The sequence below is a fragment of the Methylibium petroleiphilum PM1 genome (assembly GCF_000015725.1).
Classification (GTDB): domain Bacteria; phylum Pseudomonadota; class Gammaproteobacteria; order Burkholderiales; family Burkholderiaceae_C; genus Methylibium; species Methylibium petroleiphilum.
The window spans coordinates 510380-525927 of sequence record NC_008825.1; the positions used below are offsets into that span (position 1 = coordinate 510380).

The window sequence follows — 15548 nt, forward strand, 5'->3', positions numbered from 1 at the left end:
CATGCTGGTGTTTCGATGGATCCTGTTGCTGCTGCTGGTTGCCGGCGTGCTGTGCTTCGCGATGTATGCGGGCACCGGCCAGGCGCGCTGGCGTGACATCGGCCTGCGCATCGTCAAGTGGACGGTGGTGGCAGCGCTGGGCTTCTTTGCGGTTCTGATCCTCGAGCGCCTGGCGCGCATGGTGTGAACGGAGATACGAGCGATGACTGTCTTCTGGTGGATCGTCGGGGTGCTGCTGATGGGGACCGGGGGCACGGCTGCGGTCACGTTCGCGTTGTACGTCAGCAGCGGCGAGGACCGCTACATGGATGTGGCGCGCGCCGCCTGGCGCTGGACCATCGTGTTCGCGCTCGGGGCCTTCAACATCACGATCTTCAAGCACATCATCCTGACCTTGATCAGCATCTGGCGGTCCTGACCTTCAGCGGCAGGCCGCCGGTCGGGATGGCCTGCAATTTGCCTTTGCATCGCTCCAGGAGGCAAAGATGTTCCCATCAGATGCGAAGTTGCAGCGCCGGCACCTGGTGCTGGCGACCGCCGCGGCCTGCGTGCTGCCGGCCCGTGCGGCCACCGACGAGTACGGTGGTGACCCTTATCGCTCGGCGCAGTGGCCCGAGATGGTCAAGGAGTTCCTGGGTGCGAAGTCGCGGGTCGAGTTCGACCCGCGCGTGCAGGTCAAGGGGCCGACGATGGCGGAAAACCCGATGGTCGTGCCCATCACGGTCTCGGCGCCGGACTTGGCCGACATCCAGCAGATCGTCGTGCTGGTGGACCGCAATCCGATCCGCAAGGTGCTGGAGTTCGAACCGCTGGACGGGACCCGGGCCGCCATTTCCTTCCGTTTCAAGCTGGAGCAGGCCAGCGCCGTGCGCGCCGCGGCGCGCACCCGCGATGGCGTCTGGCATGTCGGTGGCACCTGGGTCGAATCGTCGGGGGGCGGCTGCACGGTGGCCGGCGTAACCCGGCAGGACGGCAGCTGGTCGCAGACGCTCGGCCAGGTGAGCGGACGCTTCTTCGGCGATGCCGTCGAGGCGCCGGGTGCGCGGCTGCGTGTGCGGGTGATGCATCCGATGGACACCGGCCTGGTGGGCGGCATTCCGGCGTTCTACCTGCGCCGCATGGCCGTCACCGACGGGGGGGGCGTGGAGTTGTTGCGCCTGTCGACCTACGAACCGATCAGCGAGAACCCCGTGTTCTCGTTCGACTTCCAGGGCCGACCGCCGGGGCCGTTCCGTGTGACCGGGGTCGACAACAACGGCAACCGCATCGACGGGCAAATCATATGAATCACCCCCGTTGCGGCTGCGCCGCTCTCCCTCGAGGGGGCGACGCTGGCGGGCCGGCAGAGCCGAACCCGCGGCGTCTGCTGGCCTGGGGCAGGGCTTTGCTCGGCGTTTTGCTTTGCGGTGCAGCAATGGGGGCGGTGGCGCAGGCGGATCCGACCACGCTGGACTACCGCCTCAGCGCGCGGGCGCTGGCGCCGGACGTCTATGTGGTGGAGGGCGCAAATGCCGACTTTTCGCGCGCCAACGGCTGCAACATCATCAATACTGGCTTCATCGTCGTCGATGATGGTGTCATCGTCATCAACACCGGGCCATCGAAACGCTACGGCGAACAGCTGCGGGCGCTGGTCGGGCGCACCACCGGCAAGCCGGTGAAGCAGGTGCTGCACCTGAATCTCCACCCCGACTACTTCCTCGGCAACCAGGCCTTCGCCGACGTGCCGCGCCTGGCGACCTCCGCCACGATCGAGGGCATGCGGGCCGAAGCCAAGTCCTACGAGGACAACCTCTACCGCCTCTGCGGCGACTGGATGAAGGCCACCGAGGCGCTGCTGCCCGATCGGACGGTGGCGCCGGGGCCGCTGCTCGCTGGGAACCCGCGCTTCGAGCTGCGGGAGCTGAAGGGGCACACCGCCTCCGATCTGGTGCTGGTCGACCGGATCTCGGGTGTGGTGTTCGCCGGCGGCCTGGTGTTCGTCGACCGGGTGCCGACCACGCCCCACGCCAGGCTGCCGGACTGGCTGGCCAGCCTGGATGCGCTGGCGGCGCAGCCGTTCAAGACCCTGGTGCCCAGTCACGGGCCGGTGGTCGGCGACGCTCGCGGGATCGAGCAGACCCGGCGCTACCTGCGCTGGCTGGACGGCAGCTTCGGCGCGGCGGCACAGAGAGGCTCGGAGATGACCGAGGTGCTGGCACAGCCGGTGCCGGCCGAGTTCCGCAACTGGGCGGCGTTCGCGACCGAATACCCGCGCAACGTGGTACACCTTTACCCTGCCTACGAACTCAAATCGCTCCAGGCGCGCTGAAGCAGGCGGTGCTCCACGCGGAGACAGCCCGGACACCGGATTGCGGTGAAACCCGCAGTCAAACCCGGAAATTCTCCCGATCGGTCCGTGGCACGGGCCTTGCCCTCTGGGAGTCAGAACGCGCTTTAGCGGCCATGTCGTGTCGCACGCGTCTCACCCCCCGAGGAGACAAAACTATGCGTCTGCACCTGCTTTCTTTGTTGGTGGCTGCCGCCTGCGCCAGTGTTGGCGCCCAGGCCGCCGGCGTCACCGACGCGATGATCGACAACGATGCCAAGACCCCGAACGACGTTCTGAGCTGGGGCATCGGCTCGCAGGGGCAGCGCTATTCCCCGCTCAAGCAGGTCAACACCTCGACCGTGCAGAAGCTGGTGCCGGCCTGGGCCTTCTCGTTCGGCGGCGAAAAGCAGCGCGGGCAGCAATCGCAGCCGCTGATCCATGACGGCAAGATGTTCGTCACGGCGTCTTACTCGCGGATCTACGCGCTGGACGTCAAGACCGGCACCAAGCTCTGGAAGTATGAGCACCGCCTGCCCGAAGGCATCATGCCCTGCTGCGATGTGATCAACCGCGGTGCCGCGCTGTACGACAACCTGGTCATCTTCGGCACGCTCGACGCCCAGCTCGTCGCGCTCGACCAGAAGACCGGCGACGTGGTCTGGAAGGAGAAGATCGACGACTACGCGGCCGGCTACAGCTACACCGCCGCCCCGCTGATCGCCGGTGGCCTGCTGCTGACCGGTGTGTCCGGCGGCGAATTCGGCATCGTCGGACGCGTCGAGGCGCGCGATCCCAAGACCGGCAAGATGGTCTGGATCCGCCCGACCGTCGAAGGTCACATGGGCTACAAGTTCGACAAGGACGGCAACAAGACCGAAATCGGCATCTCGGGCACGACGGGCAAGACCTGGCCGGGCGACATGTGGAAGTCGGGCGGCGCGGCCACCTGGCTGGGCGGCACCTACGACGCCAAGACCGGCCTGGCCTACTTCGGCACCGGCAACCCCGGCCCGTGGAACAGCCACCTGCGTCCCGGCGACAACCTGTTCTCGTGCGCGACGGTCGCGATCGACGTCAAGACCGGCCAGATCAAGTGGCACTATCAGACCACACCGCACGACGGCTGGGACTTCGACGGCGTGAACGAGTTCGTCACCTTCGACATGGACGGCAAGCGCGTCGGCGGCAAGGCCGACCGCAACGGCTTCTTCTACGTGATCGACGCCGCCAACGGCAAGCTCGAGAACGCTTTCCCCTTCGTCAAGAAGATCACCTGGGCCACCGGCATCGATCTGAAGACCGGCCGTCCCAACTACGTGCCGGAGAACCGTCCGGGCGACCCGACCGCGGGTGCCGACGGCAAGAAGGGCAACTCGGTGTTCGCGGCGCCGTCCTTCCTTGGCGGCAAGAACCAGATGCCGATGGCTTACTCGCCGGACACCAAGCTGTTCTACGTGCCGTCGAACGAGTGGGGCATGGAGATCTGGAACGAGCCCGTGACCTACAAGAAGGGCGCGGCCTACCTGGGCGCCGGCTTCACGATCAAGACGATCAACGACGAGTACATCGGCGCGATGCGTGCGATCGACCCGAAGACCGGCAAGACCGTCTGGGAAGTGAAGAACAACGCGCCGCTGTGGGGCGGTGTGCTGACGACGGCCGGCAACCTGGTGTTCTGGGGCACGCCGGAAGGCTTCCTGAAGGCCGCCGACGCGAAGACCGGCAAGGTCGTCTGGGAATTCCAGACCGGTTCGGGCGTCGTGGCGCCGCCGGTCACCTGGCAGCAGGACGGCGAGCAGTACGTCTCGGTCGTTTCCGGCTGGGGCGGCGCCGTGCCGCTGTGGGGTGGCGACGTGGCCAAGAAGGTCAACTTCCTGGAGCAGGGCGGCACCGTGTGGGTGTTCAAGCTGCCGAAGTGAACTGAGCGAGTACCACGCCCGGGATGACCGGGCGCGTTGCACGGCACGGACGCTCGCGCGTCCGTGCCGTTTTTCGTGGCCGACCGGTACCGTTCTCACGGCCTGCGGGATTCCAGGAAGGTCTTCAGCGACCACACGGCTTCCTGCGTCAGCACGCCTTCCCAGGGCGGCATGTGCGTCACGCCGACGCGGATCTTGCCGCGCAGCACCGATTCCTTGAAGTAGTGATCGTTGTCGCGCAGGCAGTGACGGCGGGCGGCCAGGTCCTTGATCTTGGCGAAGCAGTAGCTGTCGAGGCGCCGCAGGTCGGTGCCGACGTGATGGGTGGCATTGCCGTCATCGCCATGGCAGCGGGCGCAGGCCTGATTGAAGAGCGCGCGCCCGATCTCGGCGACCTGCGCGTCGCCGCGATAGGGGTTGTCTTCGCGCCATGGCGCGCCAAGCACCGGCAAGGCCGAGAGATCGATGGTCACCGGCGTCGTGATCGGTTCTGTCGACGCCTGCTGCGCCGCGACGCCGGCCGCGCCGATCAGGGCGGCGGTCAGCGCTGTCGTGCGAAGGGCCGTTGCGACGCCGCGGGGAATGCTCATGATGGGTGAGTGCATGGCCTACCAGTCCGTGGGGCAACCGGTGCATTGATCGAAGGTCGAGTCCGGGAAGATGGCGAAGCGCAGCACGTTGCCCTTCATCGTCGCGCCGGTGAAGTTCACGGTGCTGAACTTGCCCTCCTGCAGGTTGGCATCGACGATCTTCGCGCGCACGAACCAGGAGAAGGCGGCGCGGACCATCTCCAGATTCGCGCCGGTGAAGTCGGCATCGCTGAAGTCGCAGCGCATCACGCGCGCGAACTCCAGGTCGGCGCCGGCCAGATTCGCGCCGCGGAAGGTGGCGGTGGGCGCATTGATCTTGCCGAGCTTCGCCCCGGCCAGATTCGCGCCGTCGAGATTGGCACCGGCCAGGTTGGCGACGCGCAGGTCCGCGCCGGCCAGATTGGCGCCACGCAGGTCGGCACCGGCCAAATTGCGGGCCGACAGATCGGCGCCGCGCAGGTCGACGCCGGGGCAGCGCGTGTGCGGCCAGATGCCGCAGCCGTTGAGGTAGTCGGGCGCGGCGGCGTTGCCGTCGTCTTCCGTCGCCTGGACGGGTCGAACGCCGGCGAGGGCCGCCGTCAGCGTCACCAGCACGGCGACTGCGTGCAGCGATCGCAGGGATGAGGAGGTCATGTTGTCGTCGGCCGAAGGGGAGTGAGGACGAAGGGGCGGGCCGGCGGGGTCGCCGGTCCGCCCCTCACGAGCGGGGTCTGCCTACTTGGGCAGCTTGAAGACCCACATCGAGCCGCCCTGCGTGACCTTCTTGGTCATCTCGGCCATGTCACCGCCCCACAGGGGCACGGCGCCGCCGTAGCCCGACTGGATGCCGACGTACTGCTCGCCGTCCTGCTCCCAGGTCACCGGGACCGAGACCACGCCCGAGCCGGTCTGGAACTTCCACAGTTCCTTGCCGGTCTTGCTGTCGAAGGCCTTCACGTAGCCGTCGGAGGTGCCGGTGAACAGCAGGCCGCCGGCCGTCGTCATCGTGCCGGCCCACAGCGGCAGCTTCTCCTTGTGTTCCCACGCGATCTTGCCGGTCACCGGGTCGATTGCCCGCAGCGTGCCGACGTGGTCCTCGTACAGCCGCTTGATGCGGAAGCCCTGGCCGAGGTAGGCCGAGCCGGCCTTGTAGGTCAGGTGCTCGGTCCAGTAGTCCATCGCCCAGTGGTTCGCCGGGATGTAGAACAGGCCGGTGTCCGGGCTGTAGCTCATCGGCATCCAGTTGGTGCCGCCCAGGAACGGCGGCGACACGAAGATCGACTCGCCCTTGTCGGCGCCGGGCTTGGGGGCCGGCGGACGGTTGTTGTTCTCGATCGGCTTGCCGGTCTTCAGGTCGAAACCCTTGGCCCAGGTGATGCCGTCGACGAACGGCCACGCACCGAGCAGCGCGGTCGGCTTGTTCGGATAGCCGGCGCCGGTCGCGAGCTTCTCGCGGTCGGTCACGAAGAAAAAGCCGTTGCGGTCGGCATGCGCGCCGGCCTTCACCAGCTTGCCGGACTTCGGGTCCTTGTACTCGAACAGCACGATCGAGTTGTTGCCCGAGAAGTCCCAGGCATCGTTCGGCGTGTGCTGGAAGAAGCCCTTGAGTTCGCCGGTCGACGCATCGACGTAGGCCTGACCCGAGGTGAACAGGCTGTCCCAGTTGCGCGGGTCGTCGCCTTCCTTCGTGCGCTTCCAGGTGTTCCACGGCGCCGGGTTGCCGGTGCCGATCACGATGGTGTTGTTCTCGGCATCGAACGACGCGGTCTGCCACGGCGCGCCGCCGCCCTGGTGCCACGCCTCGACCAGCTTGCCGTCTTTGTCACGCGGCCACGAGGGGGCCTTCGCATCGCCGGTCACCGTGCTGTCCTTGCCGTTCAGGCGGCCCATGTGGCCCTCGACCATCGGGCGAGCCCAGACCTCGGCGCCGGTGTCGGGATCGCGTGCGAACAGCCATCCGACGACGCCGAACTCGTCGCCCGACGAGCCGTGGATCAGCAGCACGCGACCGGACTTCTTGTCCTTCACGATGAAGGGCGCGCCGGTCATCGTGTAGCCCACCTTGTGGTCACCGAACTTCTCGTTCCACACCACCTTGCCGGTGGCGCGGTCCAGCGCCACGACGCGTGCGTCGAGCGTACCGAAGTAGACCTTGTCGCCGTAGATGGCGGGGCCGCGGTTGACGACGTCGCAGCACGGACGGATATCGTCGGGCAGGCGGTGTTCGTAGGTCCACAGCTGCCGGCCGGTCTTCGCGTCGAGCGCCGTGAAGCGAGAGTAGGAACTGGTCGCGTAGATCACGCCGTCATGCACCAGCACCTGGCCTTCCTGGCCGCGCTGCTTCTCGCCGCCGAAGGAGTGGCTCCATGCCGGGACGAGCTTCTGCACGTTGGCGGTCGATATCTGCTTCAGCGGGCTGTAGCGCTGGGCCTTCAGGCCCAGACCGTAGCTCAGGACGTCGGTGCTCGTGCGGTCGTCGTTCGAGATGTCTTCCCAGGTGACGTTCTTGACGGCGTGCGCACCCTGGGACAGTCCCAGGACGGCCAGCGCCGCTGCGACGGACAGGGCGTGACGGACGGGATGCTTGCTCATCGGTATCTCCTCATGTTGTGGTGTACGAGCGAGCCGGAGTCTAGGAAGCGGGGTCCACGGTGTATCGGGAGATCGCCCGCGCGAGATCGGGAGATCCTCCCGCTCGCCGCGATCGGGTCAGGAATGACGATTGCTGCCTGCCCGGTGTGCATGCGATCGACGTAGCAAAGGAGACACCCATGGACTTGAGCAAGCGCCTCGTGGTCTGGCTCGCCTTGCTCGCGGCGCTGTGGCTGGGGATCACGCTGGTCTACACCGCCGTGGCGCTGCGCTCGGGCATCCAGGACGAGATGCAGGGCGCCAACGCGGTGGTGGAACTGCTGTCGACTGCTGCGGAGGCAAACCTCGGCGACGCGCACAGCCAACTCCGGCTGCAGGCCCTGCTCGCGGAAGGGCATGCACGGCACCTGCGGGTGCGCTGGGCCGATGAGCCGAGTCAGGACAACCTGGAGCAGGTGTCACTGCTCCACGACTACGCTCGCCGGCTGGCGCCCGCGGGAAAGCCCGTGGCCCAGCACCGCATCGCGATCGGTCCGCGAACGCTGATCGTCGAACCGGCGCCCGACAGCGAGATCGACGAGGTACTGGGCGATGTGCTGCCGTTGCTGCTGCTGTTGCTCGTGGCCGGCGGGGCGATGCTGTTCGGCGTGTGGTGGATCGTGCGCCAAGCGCTGGCGCCGGCCAGCGTGCTGTGTGCCGGACTGGCCCGGCTGCAGGCCGGCCAGCCGGAACCGGGCTTCCCGGCCTTGAGGCTGCGCGAGTACGCGGCCATCGCGCGGGGCATCGACGAGCTCGCCGCCGGACTGGCCATGGCGCGATGCGAGCAGAGCCGGCTCACACAGCGACTGATCGACGTGCAGGAGCGCGAGCGGCGCAGGCTGGCGAGCGACCTGCACGACGAGTTCGGCCAGCATCTGACCGCCATGTCGGCCACGGCTTCGCTGCTTCAGCGCCATGCCGCACGGTTTGATCCGGTAGAGCTGGCGCGCTGCGCGGACCAGATGGTCGCTTCGCTGGGATGCATCCGACTGCAGCTGCGCACGCTCCTGAGCCGGCTGCGGCCGCACGGGCTCGAGGCCGAAGGACTGGCGCACGAACTGGCGGGCTTGATCGATCGGGCCCGGGCTCATCACCCAACGGTGACGATCCGGGCCGACATCGCCAGGCCGCTGCCGGCACTGCCAGAGGACGCCGCGCTCGCGCTCTACCGCAGCCTGCAGGAAGCGTTGACGAACGCCTACCGACACAGCGGCGCAGGCGAAGTGCAGGTCCGTATCGATGTGCCGGCCGTGCAGCGTGTGCGGATGCGGGTGATCGACGATGGCTGCGGCCGCGCCAGTGCGCTGCCGCGGGGTGGCCTCGGCCTGCTCGGCATGCGCGAGCGCCTGGCCATGGTGGGTGGCGGATTGCGACTGGTCGACAACGCCGGTCCTGGCCTGTGCGTCGAAGTCTGGGTGCCGGTGCCGGCCGTCGCCGTCACCGAGTCACTTGAGGGAGAAATGCTTGATACACGTCTTGCTGCTTGACGATCACGCGGTGGTGCGGGCGGGGTACCGGCAGCTCATCGATGCCGAGCCCGACATGTGCGTGGTCGCAGCCTGCGCCACCTCGGCTCAGGCCTGCGAGCAACTGCGCCTGCAGCAGATCGACGTCGCCGTCGTCGATCTCAGCCTGAAGGACGACAGCGGCCTGCAGGCCATCCAGAGATTGCGCGCCCGGCTGGCCTCGCTGCGGATCCTGGTGTTCACGATGCACGCCCAGCAGAGCTATGCACTGCAGGCCTTGCGCGCCGGTGCGCTGGGCTACCTGACCAAGGACTCCGACCCGCAGGCGATGCTGGATGCGGTGCGTCAGGTCGCTCAGGGCCGCCGGGTGTTTTCCAGCGAACTGGTCGAGGCGATGCTCGATCCCCTGGAAGTGGAGCGCGGCGGGCCGCTGCGGCAGCTCACGCCGCGCGAGTTCGATGTGCTGCGGCTGGCCGCCCAGGGCCTCGCGACGCGTGCGATCGCCGAGGCCATGCACCTCGGCGACAAGACGGTGCTGAACTACATGTCGCTGATCCGGCAGAAGCTGGGTGCAGCGAACGACCTGCAATTGCTGCGGCTGGCGGCGCAGAACGGCCTGGTCGAGCTCTGACCACGGCGCGGTGCCGGCGCCGACGCAGGTCCGTCCGGACCTGGTTTTCGCCGGCACTGCACCCGGTGGCGCTCAGCGGCCCGCGCCTGGCGGCCAGTAGAGCTTGCGGTAGATCGTGTTGCGGCTGATGCCCAGTCGCCGGGCGGCGACCGAGATGTTGCCGCCGGCCTCGGCCAGCGCGCGGCGGACGGTGTCGTGCTCGAGCTGGTGCAGCGTGCTGCGTCCGCCCGGCGCTTCGCCGACCTGGGCGCTGCCGAGGCCGTCGGGTGCTGCCGCGTCCGAGGGACGCGGCTCGGCGTGCTGGGCCATGCTCACCGGCGGCCGAGAGGCGGCGACCGAGGCGGGCTCCTCGTCCAGTGTGCGACGCGCATCCTGCAGAAAGTCTTCGGACAGGTGGTCGACGGTGATCACGGCATCGTCGCCAGCCATCGCCACCGCGGTGCGCAGCACGGTGGCCAACTGGCGGATATTGCCCGGCCAGCGGCAAGCCTGCATCAGCCGCAACACCTCGGCGTCGAGGCGCAGCAGACGACCACGGCACTCGCGCTTGAGCAGCTTCTCGGTCAGCGCCAGCAGGTCGGTGCGCTCGCGCAGCGCCGGCAGCTGCACCACCAGGCCGTTCAAGCGGTAGTACAGGTCCTCGCGAAACTGCTTGCGGTCGATCAGTTCTCGCAGCGGTTGATGGGTCGCGCTGATGACCGACACATCGACCGGCAGCGCCCGCGTGCCACCGAGCGGCGTGACCTCACGTTCCTGCAGCACCCGCAGCAGCCGCGCCTGCAGGCCCAGCGGCATGTCGCCGATCTCGTCGAGGAACAGCGTGCCGCCGTGCGCCTGCAGGACCTTGCCCACGGCGCCCTTGCGGCGCGCGCCGGTGAACGCGCCTTCCTCGTAGCCGAACAGCTCCGACTCGATCAGGGTCTCGGGGATCGATGCGCAGTTGACGGCAATGAAGGGGCCGCTGGCGCGACGCGAGCCCTGGTGGATCGCGCGGGCCAGCATTTCCTTGCCGGTGCCGGTCTCGCCCTGGATCAGCACCGGGATGTCGCGGTCGAGCACTCGCTTGACGCGCGTGACCACGTCGTCCATGCGCGCATCCCCGGTCTGCAGCTGTCGCAGGCTCGGCGACGGCGGCACGGCATTGGGATGGGCCGTCGGTTCGCGAGCGGTGTCGGGCAGCGCGTCGCGGGCGGCCGGCTCGCGGGCCGCCTCGTGGGCGAGCGCCTCCGGCTGATCGTCACGGGCGCGGCCCAGTTGGTGCCAGCCGGTGCCATTGAAGCGGGCGTTCGCATGGATCTGGCGGCCGTCGGGCAGGCTCAGCTCCAGTGGCGTCGACAGCGTCGAGCCGAAATGGTCGACCAGCGCTCCGAGCGACACGCCGAACAGGCCGGTGACCGTATTCATCCGCAAGGCCGCGCCCGACAGGCGCAGCATGTCCAGTGCGGCGCGATTGGCGGCTAGCAGCTTGCCGTCCTGCCCGACGGAGACGATGCCTTCCATCAGCGTGCCGAGATAGTCGCGACGCAGGTGGAAATGCAGGCGCAGGGTCTGGTGGCTGTCCTCGATCAGCCAGTGGTTCTGGATCATGCGCGCCGACATCTTCACCAGGCCCATCGTGTGGACGTGGAAGGAGTGGTGATCGCCGCTGACGTCGAGCACGCCGACCAGGTTGCCGCGCGGATCGAAGATCGGCGAGGACGAGCAGGTCAGGAACTGGTTGGCGTGGACGAAGTGCTCGTCGGCATGCACGATGGTCGGCGTTTCGGTGACCAGCGCGGTCCCGATGGCGTTGGTGCCCTTGCTCGATTCGCTCCAGTTGACGCCCGGCGCCAGCGCGACCTTGGACGCACGCGTCAGGAAGTCGTCGTGACCGATCGAATGCAGCACCGTGCCCTGCACGTCGGTCAGCAGCACCATGCTCTGCGTCGCGAGAATCTGCTCCAGCAGCATCTCCATCACCGGCACCGCATGGAGCGACAGACAGCGGTTGCGCTCCCGGGCCACCGCCAGATCCGAGCGCATCAGCGGGGTGTGGTCCGGCGGCCGGATCGGGCTCAGCCGCAGCGAGGCACAGCGTTCATGCGACTGCGCGATGGTGTCGACGTGACCCGGGTCCGGCGGCAGCCAGACGCTCGTCGCGGAATGGCCGAACCCGGACGGGCGCCGGCTGTCACGCTGGGCAGCGCGCGTCGCGGTGGGGGATGCGGTCATCGTGTCTCCTTGGGGGCGTCAGCCCTCTCGGGCGGCCGGCAGCCGCCTCTGCTGTGTGTCCATTGCTCAGGCGTTTGAACGCCTTGTCGTCACTGCCTGAATCGTCCCCCTGTCACCGTGCCAGCCTGGCCCTGCGGCACATCCATGGGGAGCGTCAGTATGCTCCAGTGTGGAGCAAAATGACGGTGTGAACCCGTCACGAGCAGGGGTTCGGGGCAGAACTGTGGCGATGGCACATCACTTGCACCCTCGGACTGTCCCTCTGATTTGGAGCATCTTTCTATGAACTTTCGTACCCAGTGCCTGCGCCATCTCGTCGCGCTGAGCCTGATCGCCGGCGCCGCGGGCGCCTACGCCCACGGGGACGTCACGCCGCAGGCCGTCGATACCCAGTCGCTTCCCGCGCTCGGTGATACCTGGCGCACCGAGAATCCATACCGCAAGAACGACGAGGCCATCAAGATCGGCACCTCGGCCTATACCCAGAACTGTGCCCGCTGCCATGGCCTGGAGGCCATCTCCGGCGGGATCGCTCCCGATCTGCGCAAGCTCGACGGCGAATGCGCCACGCTGAAGGACGACAAGAAGAAGGCCGCCTGCGTGAAGGAAATGGACGAGTACTACGCCACCACGGTGCGCCACGGACGCACCCGCAACGGTGCCGTCTACATGCCGCCGTTCGAGGGCGTGATGCAGCAGGAAGCGGTCTGGGCCATCAAGAGCTACCTCGAAACCCGCCGCGAGAAGCCGCTGTGATCTCCCGTCGCCGGTTGCTGGGTGCCGCCGCGGCACTGGCGCCGCTGTCCGCGCCGCTCCGTGCCGAGGGCAGCGCGCTGGAACGCGTGCGGCGCAGCGGGAGGCTGGTGGTGGCGGTCTACCAGGACATGCCGCCGTTCAACCTGAACGGTCAGGGCGTCGATGTCGATCTGGCCGCGGTGCTGGCCGACAGCGTGGGCGTGCCGCTCAGCCTGTTGCCGATCCCGGCCGGCGAGAGCGTCGGCGACGACCTGCGCAACGCCGTCTGGCGCGGCCACTACCTCGGCTGGGGTCCGGCCGACGTGATGCTGCATGTGCCGATGGACCGCCCGCTGATCGAGGCCAATCCGCAGGTGGAGGTGTTCGGCGCCTACTACCGCGAGACGGTCATGCTGGCCTGGGACAGCGAGCGCGGTCCGACGCCCGAGACCATCGAGGCCCTGCGCGGGCAGAAGATCGCGGTGGCGGGCGTGTCCCTGCCGGGCTACCTGCTGGCCAGCGCCGACTCCGGCGCCCTCCGCGACACGCTCAGCACCCAGCACGCCGACGGCGTGGCAGCGGCGAAGACCCTGCTCTCCGGCGAGGTGGTGGCGGCCGCCGGCCTGGCCTCCGAACTGGAAGCGACGCTCGCCGGCCAGCCGCGCTACAAGATCGTGCCGCTGCCGCCGATCCCGCGAGCGCCGCGCAACGGCTGGGTGGTCGGCTGTGCCGTGAAGCGCGGCGCGACCGACCTGGCGCAGGTGATGCAGCGCCGCCTGATCGACCTCAACAACGGCACAGGCCTGCGCGATCTCTTCCGGCGCCACAACGTCGTCTGGCGTGGCTGATCGCCGCCGACCGGCCTCGGCGCCGGTCAATAGCTGCGGCCCTTGCGGTATTGCGCATGGGCGCGCCGCGCCAGCGGGCTGACGGCGGCGATCGCCGCCTGCGACGCGCCCGCGTGCGCATGGCAGACCGCGAGGCCGAGCGCATCGGCTGCGTCCCGGCTCGGCTCACCGGGCAGCGACAGCAGCCGCGCCACCATGGCCTGCACCTGCTCCTTGCGGGCGTGGCCGTGGCCGACGATCGCCTTCTTCATCTGCAACGCGGTGTACTCGGCCACGGCCAGATCGCCCGACACCAGCGCCGCCAGTGCCGCGCCCCGGGCCTGACCGAGCAACAGCGTCGATTGCGGATTGACGTTGACGAACACGATCTCGACCGCGGCGCAGTCCGGCTGGTAGCGCGCCGCGACCTCGCGCACACCCTCGAAGATGATCTTCAGCCGCCCTGGCAGGTCGCCGTTCGGCAGCGCGTCGGTGCGCACCGTGCCGCTGGCGATGTAGTGCAGCCGCGACCCCTCGCACTCGACCACGCCGAATCCGGTGGTGCGCAGCCCTGGATCGATGCCGAGGATCCGTGTCGCCATCAGAAGCTCAGGTTGAAGTACCAGCGCACGGAATGGAAGAACACCGGCGCCGCGAAGCACAGCGGCGCCACGCGGTCGAGCAGGCCCACCGCACCGGTGACCGAGGCGCGGTTGCCCCAGTAGTGCACGCCGGCGTCGCGCTTGAGCGCCTTCATCACGAACTCGCCCATCGTGCCGCAGGCACTGGCGATCAGCGCCATCACCATCGCCTGCCCCGGCTTGAAGGGTGTGATCCAGTACAGCAGACCGCCGACGATCGCCGCCACCAGCGCGCCGATCAGCCAGGCACGGTAGCTGAAGCTGCGGCTGATGTGGCGCGCCACGGGGCGGCGGCGCAGGCGCCGGCTCGCGGCCTCCTGAGCGATGTGGGCCACCGCGACCACCAGCACCAGGAAGAACACCAGGAAGGCCCCGCGATCCTCGCGGTTCGGAAACTGCAGCAGCAACAGCGCCGGCGTGTGGCTCATGCCGTAGACGCAGACCATGATGCCCCACTGGATCTTCGCGTTGCGCTCGAGGAAGCGCTCCGGGTCGCCGGCCAGCGCGCTCACCACCGGGATCGCCAGGAAGATGTAGACCGGAATGAAGACCGAAAACAGGTCGAAATTGCGGTTGGCCACCAGCAGGTACTGCAGCGGCAGCACGATGAAGAAGGCCAGGATCAGGCTGCGGTGATCGCTGCGCCGCGTGTGCATCAGAGTGATGTACTCGCGCAGCGCCAGGAAGCTGAGCACGCCGAACAGCAGTGTCGCCCCCGCCGCACCCGACACCCAGGCGAGCCAGAACACCGAGGCGCCGATCCACAGGGCGCGCAGCTCGCGCTTGAACCGTTCGTGCCGGTCGCGGCTCTCTTCACCGCGCTCGCGCAGCGAGCGCAGCAGGGCCACGGCGCTGATCAGCAGCAGCGCGCCGAACACCAGCAGGAACAGCAGGCCCACCTGCTGCGAGGCACTGAGCTGCCGCAAGCCGCTCATGCCGCGACGTCCTTCAGCACGACCACGGCCGCGCGTGCGCGGTCGAGGAAGTCGCGCTTGCTCTCGCCGGGCGTCAGCGGCGCCAGCGGCGCGCCGAAGGTCACCGAGCACAGGATGGGCACCGGCACCACCTCCCCCTTGGGCATCACGCGCTGCACGTTGTCGATCCATGCGGGGATCAACTGCACCGTGGGGAACTGCTCGGCCAGGTGGTACAGGCCGCTCTTGAAGGCCTGCGGGTCGCCGCGGTTGCTGCGCGTGCCCTCGGGGAAGATCACCAGCGAGTCACCGCTTCGCAGGGCCTCGACGAGGGGCTCGAGCGGGTCCTGGTCGTCCGTGCGCTGGCGCGCCACGTAGACCGCGTTGAACACCTCGCGCGTGATCCAGTGGCGCAGCGGGCTGGCGGTCCAGTAGTCCTTCGCGGCGATCGGCCTCGTACGGGCGCGCAGGTCGCGCGGCAACGCGGCCCAGATCAGGACCCAGTCGAGGTGGCTCTGGTGGTTGGCGAAGTAGATGCGCTGCTCTGCCTTCGGCGGGCAGCCGTACCAGTGCCCCTGCGCCCCGGTGATGAGCCGTGCCAGGAAGGACAGCAACAGGCCTACCGAGTCGGCGGCGGCGGACATGGTCCCCTGCTATTCGGAGCACGCGCCACGGGGCACCGCAGCCGGCCGT

At 68.4% G+C, this 15548-nt stretch carries 16 protein-coding genes; 9 read left to right on the plus strand and 7 right to left on the minus strand.

The window, feature by feature from the left end:
• Window position 1: 1 nt before the first annotated feature.
• The 5 genes from MPE_RS02350 (at window position 2) to MPE_RS02370 (ending at window position 4230) form a co-directional block, all read left to right on the plus strand.
• Window positions 2-187: a hypothetical protein gene (locus MPE_RS02350; RefSeq protein WP_011828069.1), complete on the plus strand. Its 186-nt coding sequence runs from the start codon at window positions 2-4 to the stop codon at window positions 185-187.
• A gap of 15 nt (window positions 188-202) precedes the next feature.
• The gene (locus MPE_RS02355) at window positions 203-418 is read left to right on the plus strand and encodes a hypothetical protein (protein ID WP_011828070.1); all 216 of its coding nucleotides are present in this window, start codon (window positions 203-205) and stop codon (window positions 416-418) included.
• Window positions 419-485: 67 nt separating this feature from the next.
• Window positions 486-1286 (plus strand): quinoprotein dehydrogenase-associated SoxYZ-like carrier, encoded by an 801-nt coding sequence (locus tag MPE_RS02360; RefSeq protein WP_011828071.1) that lies wholly within the window; start codon window positions 486-488, stop codon window positions 1284-1286.
• 128 nt (window positions 1287-1414) lie between these two features.
• A complete protein-coding gene (locus MPE_RS02365; protein WP_011828072.1) occupies window positions 1415-2311 on the plus strand; it encodes a quinoprotein relay system zinc metallohydrolase 1 in 897 nt (298 codons plus the stop codon).
• Between the two features lie 176 nt (window positions 2312-2487).
• Complete coding sequence (locus MPE_RS02370) at window positions 2488-4230, plus strand: PQQ-dependent methanol/ethanol family dehydrogenase (protein ID WP_011828073.1); 1743 nt, start codon at window positions 2488-2490, stop codon at window positions 4228-4230.
• Between the two features lie 95 nt (window positions 4231-4325).
• On the opposite strand, the gene MPE_RS02375 is transcribed toward MPE_RS02370, so the two are convergent.
• The 3 genes from MPE_RS02375 to MPE_RS02385 all read right to left on the minus strand — a co-directional run bounded on the left by MPE_RS02375 (window position 4326) and on the right by MPE_RS02385 (window position 7391).
• On the minus strand, window positions 4326-4835 hold the full coding sequence (locus MPE_RS02375; RefSeq protein WP_011828074.1) for a c-type cytochrome: 510 nt from the start codon (window positions 4833-4835) through the stop codon (window positions 4326-4328).
• 3 nt (window positions 4836-4838) lie between these two features.
• Window positions 4839-5453, minus strand: coding sequence for a pentapeptide repeat-containing protein (locus tag MPE_RS02380; protein ID WP_011828075.1), 615 nt, complete (start codon window positions 5451-5453; stop codon window positions 4839-4841).
• A gap of 81 nt (window positions 5454-5534) precedes the next feature.
• Window positions 5535-7391 (minus strand): methanol/ethanol family PQQ-dependent dehydrogenase, encoded by a 1857-nt coding sequence (locus MPE_RS02385; protein WP_011828076.1) that lies wholly within the window; start codon window positions 7389-7391, stop codon window positions 5535-5537.
• A 179-nt stretch (window positions 7392-7570) separates the two neighbouring features.
• Here MPE_RS02385 and MPE_RS02390 point away from each other — a divergent pair, with 179 nt between their 5' ends.
• Both MPE_RS02390 and MPE_RS02395 read left to right on the plus strand, forming a co-directional pair.
• Window positions 7571-8917 (plus strand): sensor histidine kinase, encoded by a 1347-nt coding sequence (locus tag MPE_RS02390; RefSeq protein WP_049820745.1) that lies wholly within the window; start codon window positions 7571-7573, stop codon window positions 8915-8917.
• Window positions 8907-9527: a response regulator transcription factor gene (locus MPE_RS02395; protein WP_036233898.1), complete on the plus strand. Its 621-nt coding sequence runs from the start codon at window positions 8907-8909 to the stop codon at window positions 9525-9527. Before MPE_RS02390 ends, MPE_RS02395 begins: the two co-directional genes overlap by 11 nt.
• Window positions 9528-9599: 72 nt before the next feature.
• Here MPE_RS02395 and MPE_RS02400 read toward each other — a convergent pair whose 3' ends face one another.
• Window positions 9600-11738: a sigma-54-dependent Fis family transcriptional regulator gene (locus MPE_RS02400; RefSeq protein WP_011828079.1), complete on the minus strand. Its 2139-nt coding sequence runs from the start codon at window positions 11736-11738 to the stop codon at window positions 9600-9602.
• A 282-nt stretch (window positions 11739-12020) separates the two neighbouring features.
• Here MPE_RS02400 and pedF point away from each other — a divergent pair, with 282 nt between their 5' ends.
• A complete protein-coding gene (pedF, locus tag MPE_RS02405; RefSeq protein ID WP_041929501.1) occupies window positions 12021-12494 on the plus strand; it encodes a cytochrome c-550 PedF in 474 nt (157 codons plus the stop codon).
• Window positions 12491-13321: a substrate-binding periplasmic protein gene (locus tag MPE_RS02410; RefSeq protein WP_011828081.1), complete on the plus strand. Its 831-nt coding sequence runs from the start codon at window positions 12491-12493 to the stop codon at window positions 13319-13321. Before pedF ends, MPE_RS02410 begins: the two co-directional genes overlap by 4 nt.
• 26 nt (window positions 13322-13347) lie before the next feature.
• On the opposite strand, the gene ruvC is transcribed toward MPE_RS02410, so the two are convergent.
• The 3 genes from ruvC to MPE_RS02425 are packed head-to-tail and all read right to left on the minus strand — an operon-like array spanning window position 13348 to window position 15499.
• A complete protein-coding gene (gene ruvC / locus MPE_RS02415) occupies window positions 13348-13902 on the minus strand; it encodes a crossover junction endodeoxyribonuclease RuvC (protein WP_011828082.1) in 555 nt (184 codons plus the stop codon).
• Entirely contained in the window at window positions 13902-14876 is a 975-nt protein-coding gene (locus tag MPE_RS02420) for a phosphatidate cytidylyltransferase (RefSeq protein WP_011828083.1), read from the minus strand. The genes ruvC and MPE_RS02420 overlap by 1 nt, the downstream gene beginning before the upstream one ends.
• Window positions 14873-15499 (minus strand): lysophospholipid acyltransferase family protein, encoded by a 627-nt coding sequence (locus MPE_RS02425; RefSeq protein ID WP_011828084.1) that lies wholly within the window; start codon window positions 15497-15499, stop codon window positions 14873-14875. Before MPE_RS02425 ends, MPE_RS02420 begins: the two co-directional genes overlap by 4 nt.
• Window positions 15500-15548: the final 49 nt, after the last annotated feature.

What these genes read in the sequence shown, in the direction of transcription:
- MPE_RS02365 (WP_011828072.1), top strand. Translation starts at nt 1,415, where the DNA reads ATGGGGGCGGTGGCGCAGGCGGATCCGACCACGCTGGACTACCGCCTC.
- MPE_RS02350 (WP_011828069.1), top strand. Translation starts at nt 2, where the DNA reads ATGCTGGTGTTTCGATGGATCCTGTTGCTGCTGCTGGTTGCCGGCGTG.
- ruvC (WP_011828082.1), bottom strand. Translation starts at nt 13,902, where the DNA reads ATGGCGACACGGATCCTCGGCATCGATCCAGGGCTGCGCACCACCGGA.
- MPE_RS02425 (WP_011828084.1), bottom strand. Translation starts at nt 15,499, where the DNA reads ATGTCCGCCGCCGCCGACTCGGTAGGCCTGTTGCTGTCCTTCCTGGCA.
- MPE_RS02390 (WP_049820745.1), top strand. Translation starts at nt 7,571, where the DNA reads ATGGACTTGAGCAAGCGCCTCGTGGTCTGGCTCGCCTTGCTCGCGGCG.
- MPE_RS02420 (WP_011828083.1), bottom strand. Translation starts at nt 14,876, where the DNA reads ATGAGCGGCTTGCGGCAGCTCAGTGCCTCGCAGCAGGTGGGCCTGCTG.
- MPE_RS02360 (WP_011828071.1), top strand. Translation starts at nt 486, where the DNA reads ATGTTCCCATCAGATGCGAAGTTGCAGCGCCGGCACCTGGTGCTGGCG.
- MPE_RS02375 (WP_011828074.1), bottom strand. Translation starts at nt 4,835, where the DNA reads ATGCACTCACCCATCATGAGCATTCCCCGCGGCGTCGCAACGGCCCTT.
- MPE_RS02355 (WP_011828070.1), top strand. Translation starts at nt 203, where the DNA reads ATGACTGTCTTCTGGTGGATCGTCGGGGTGCTGCTGATGGGGACCGGG.
- MPE_RS02385 (WP_011828076.1), bottom strand. Translation starts at nt 7,391, where the DNA reads ATGAGCAAGCATCCCGTCCGTCACGCCCTGTCCGTCGCAGCGGCGCTG.
- MPE_RS02400 (WP_011828079.1), bottom strand. Translation starts at nt 11,738, where the DNA reads ATGACCGCATCCCCCACCGCGACGCGCGCTGCCCAGCGTGACAGCCGG.
- MPE_RS02380 (WP_011828075.1), bottom strand. Translation starts at nt 5,453, where the DNA reads ATGACCTCCTCATCCCTGCGATCGCTGCACGCAGTCGCCGTGCTGGTG.
- MPE_RS02370 (WP_011828073.1), top strand. Translation starts at nt 2,488, where the DNA reads ATGCGTCTGCACCTGCTTTCTTTGTTGGTGGCTGCCGCCTGCGCCAGT.
- pedF (WP_041929501.1), top strand. Translation starts at nt 12,021, where the DNA reads ATGAACTTTCGTACCCAGTGCCTGCGCCATCTCGTCGCGCTGAGCCTG.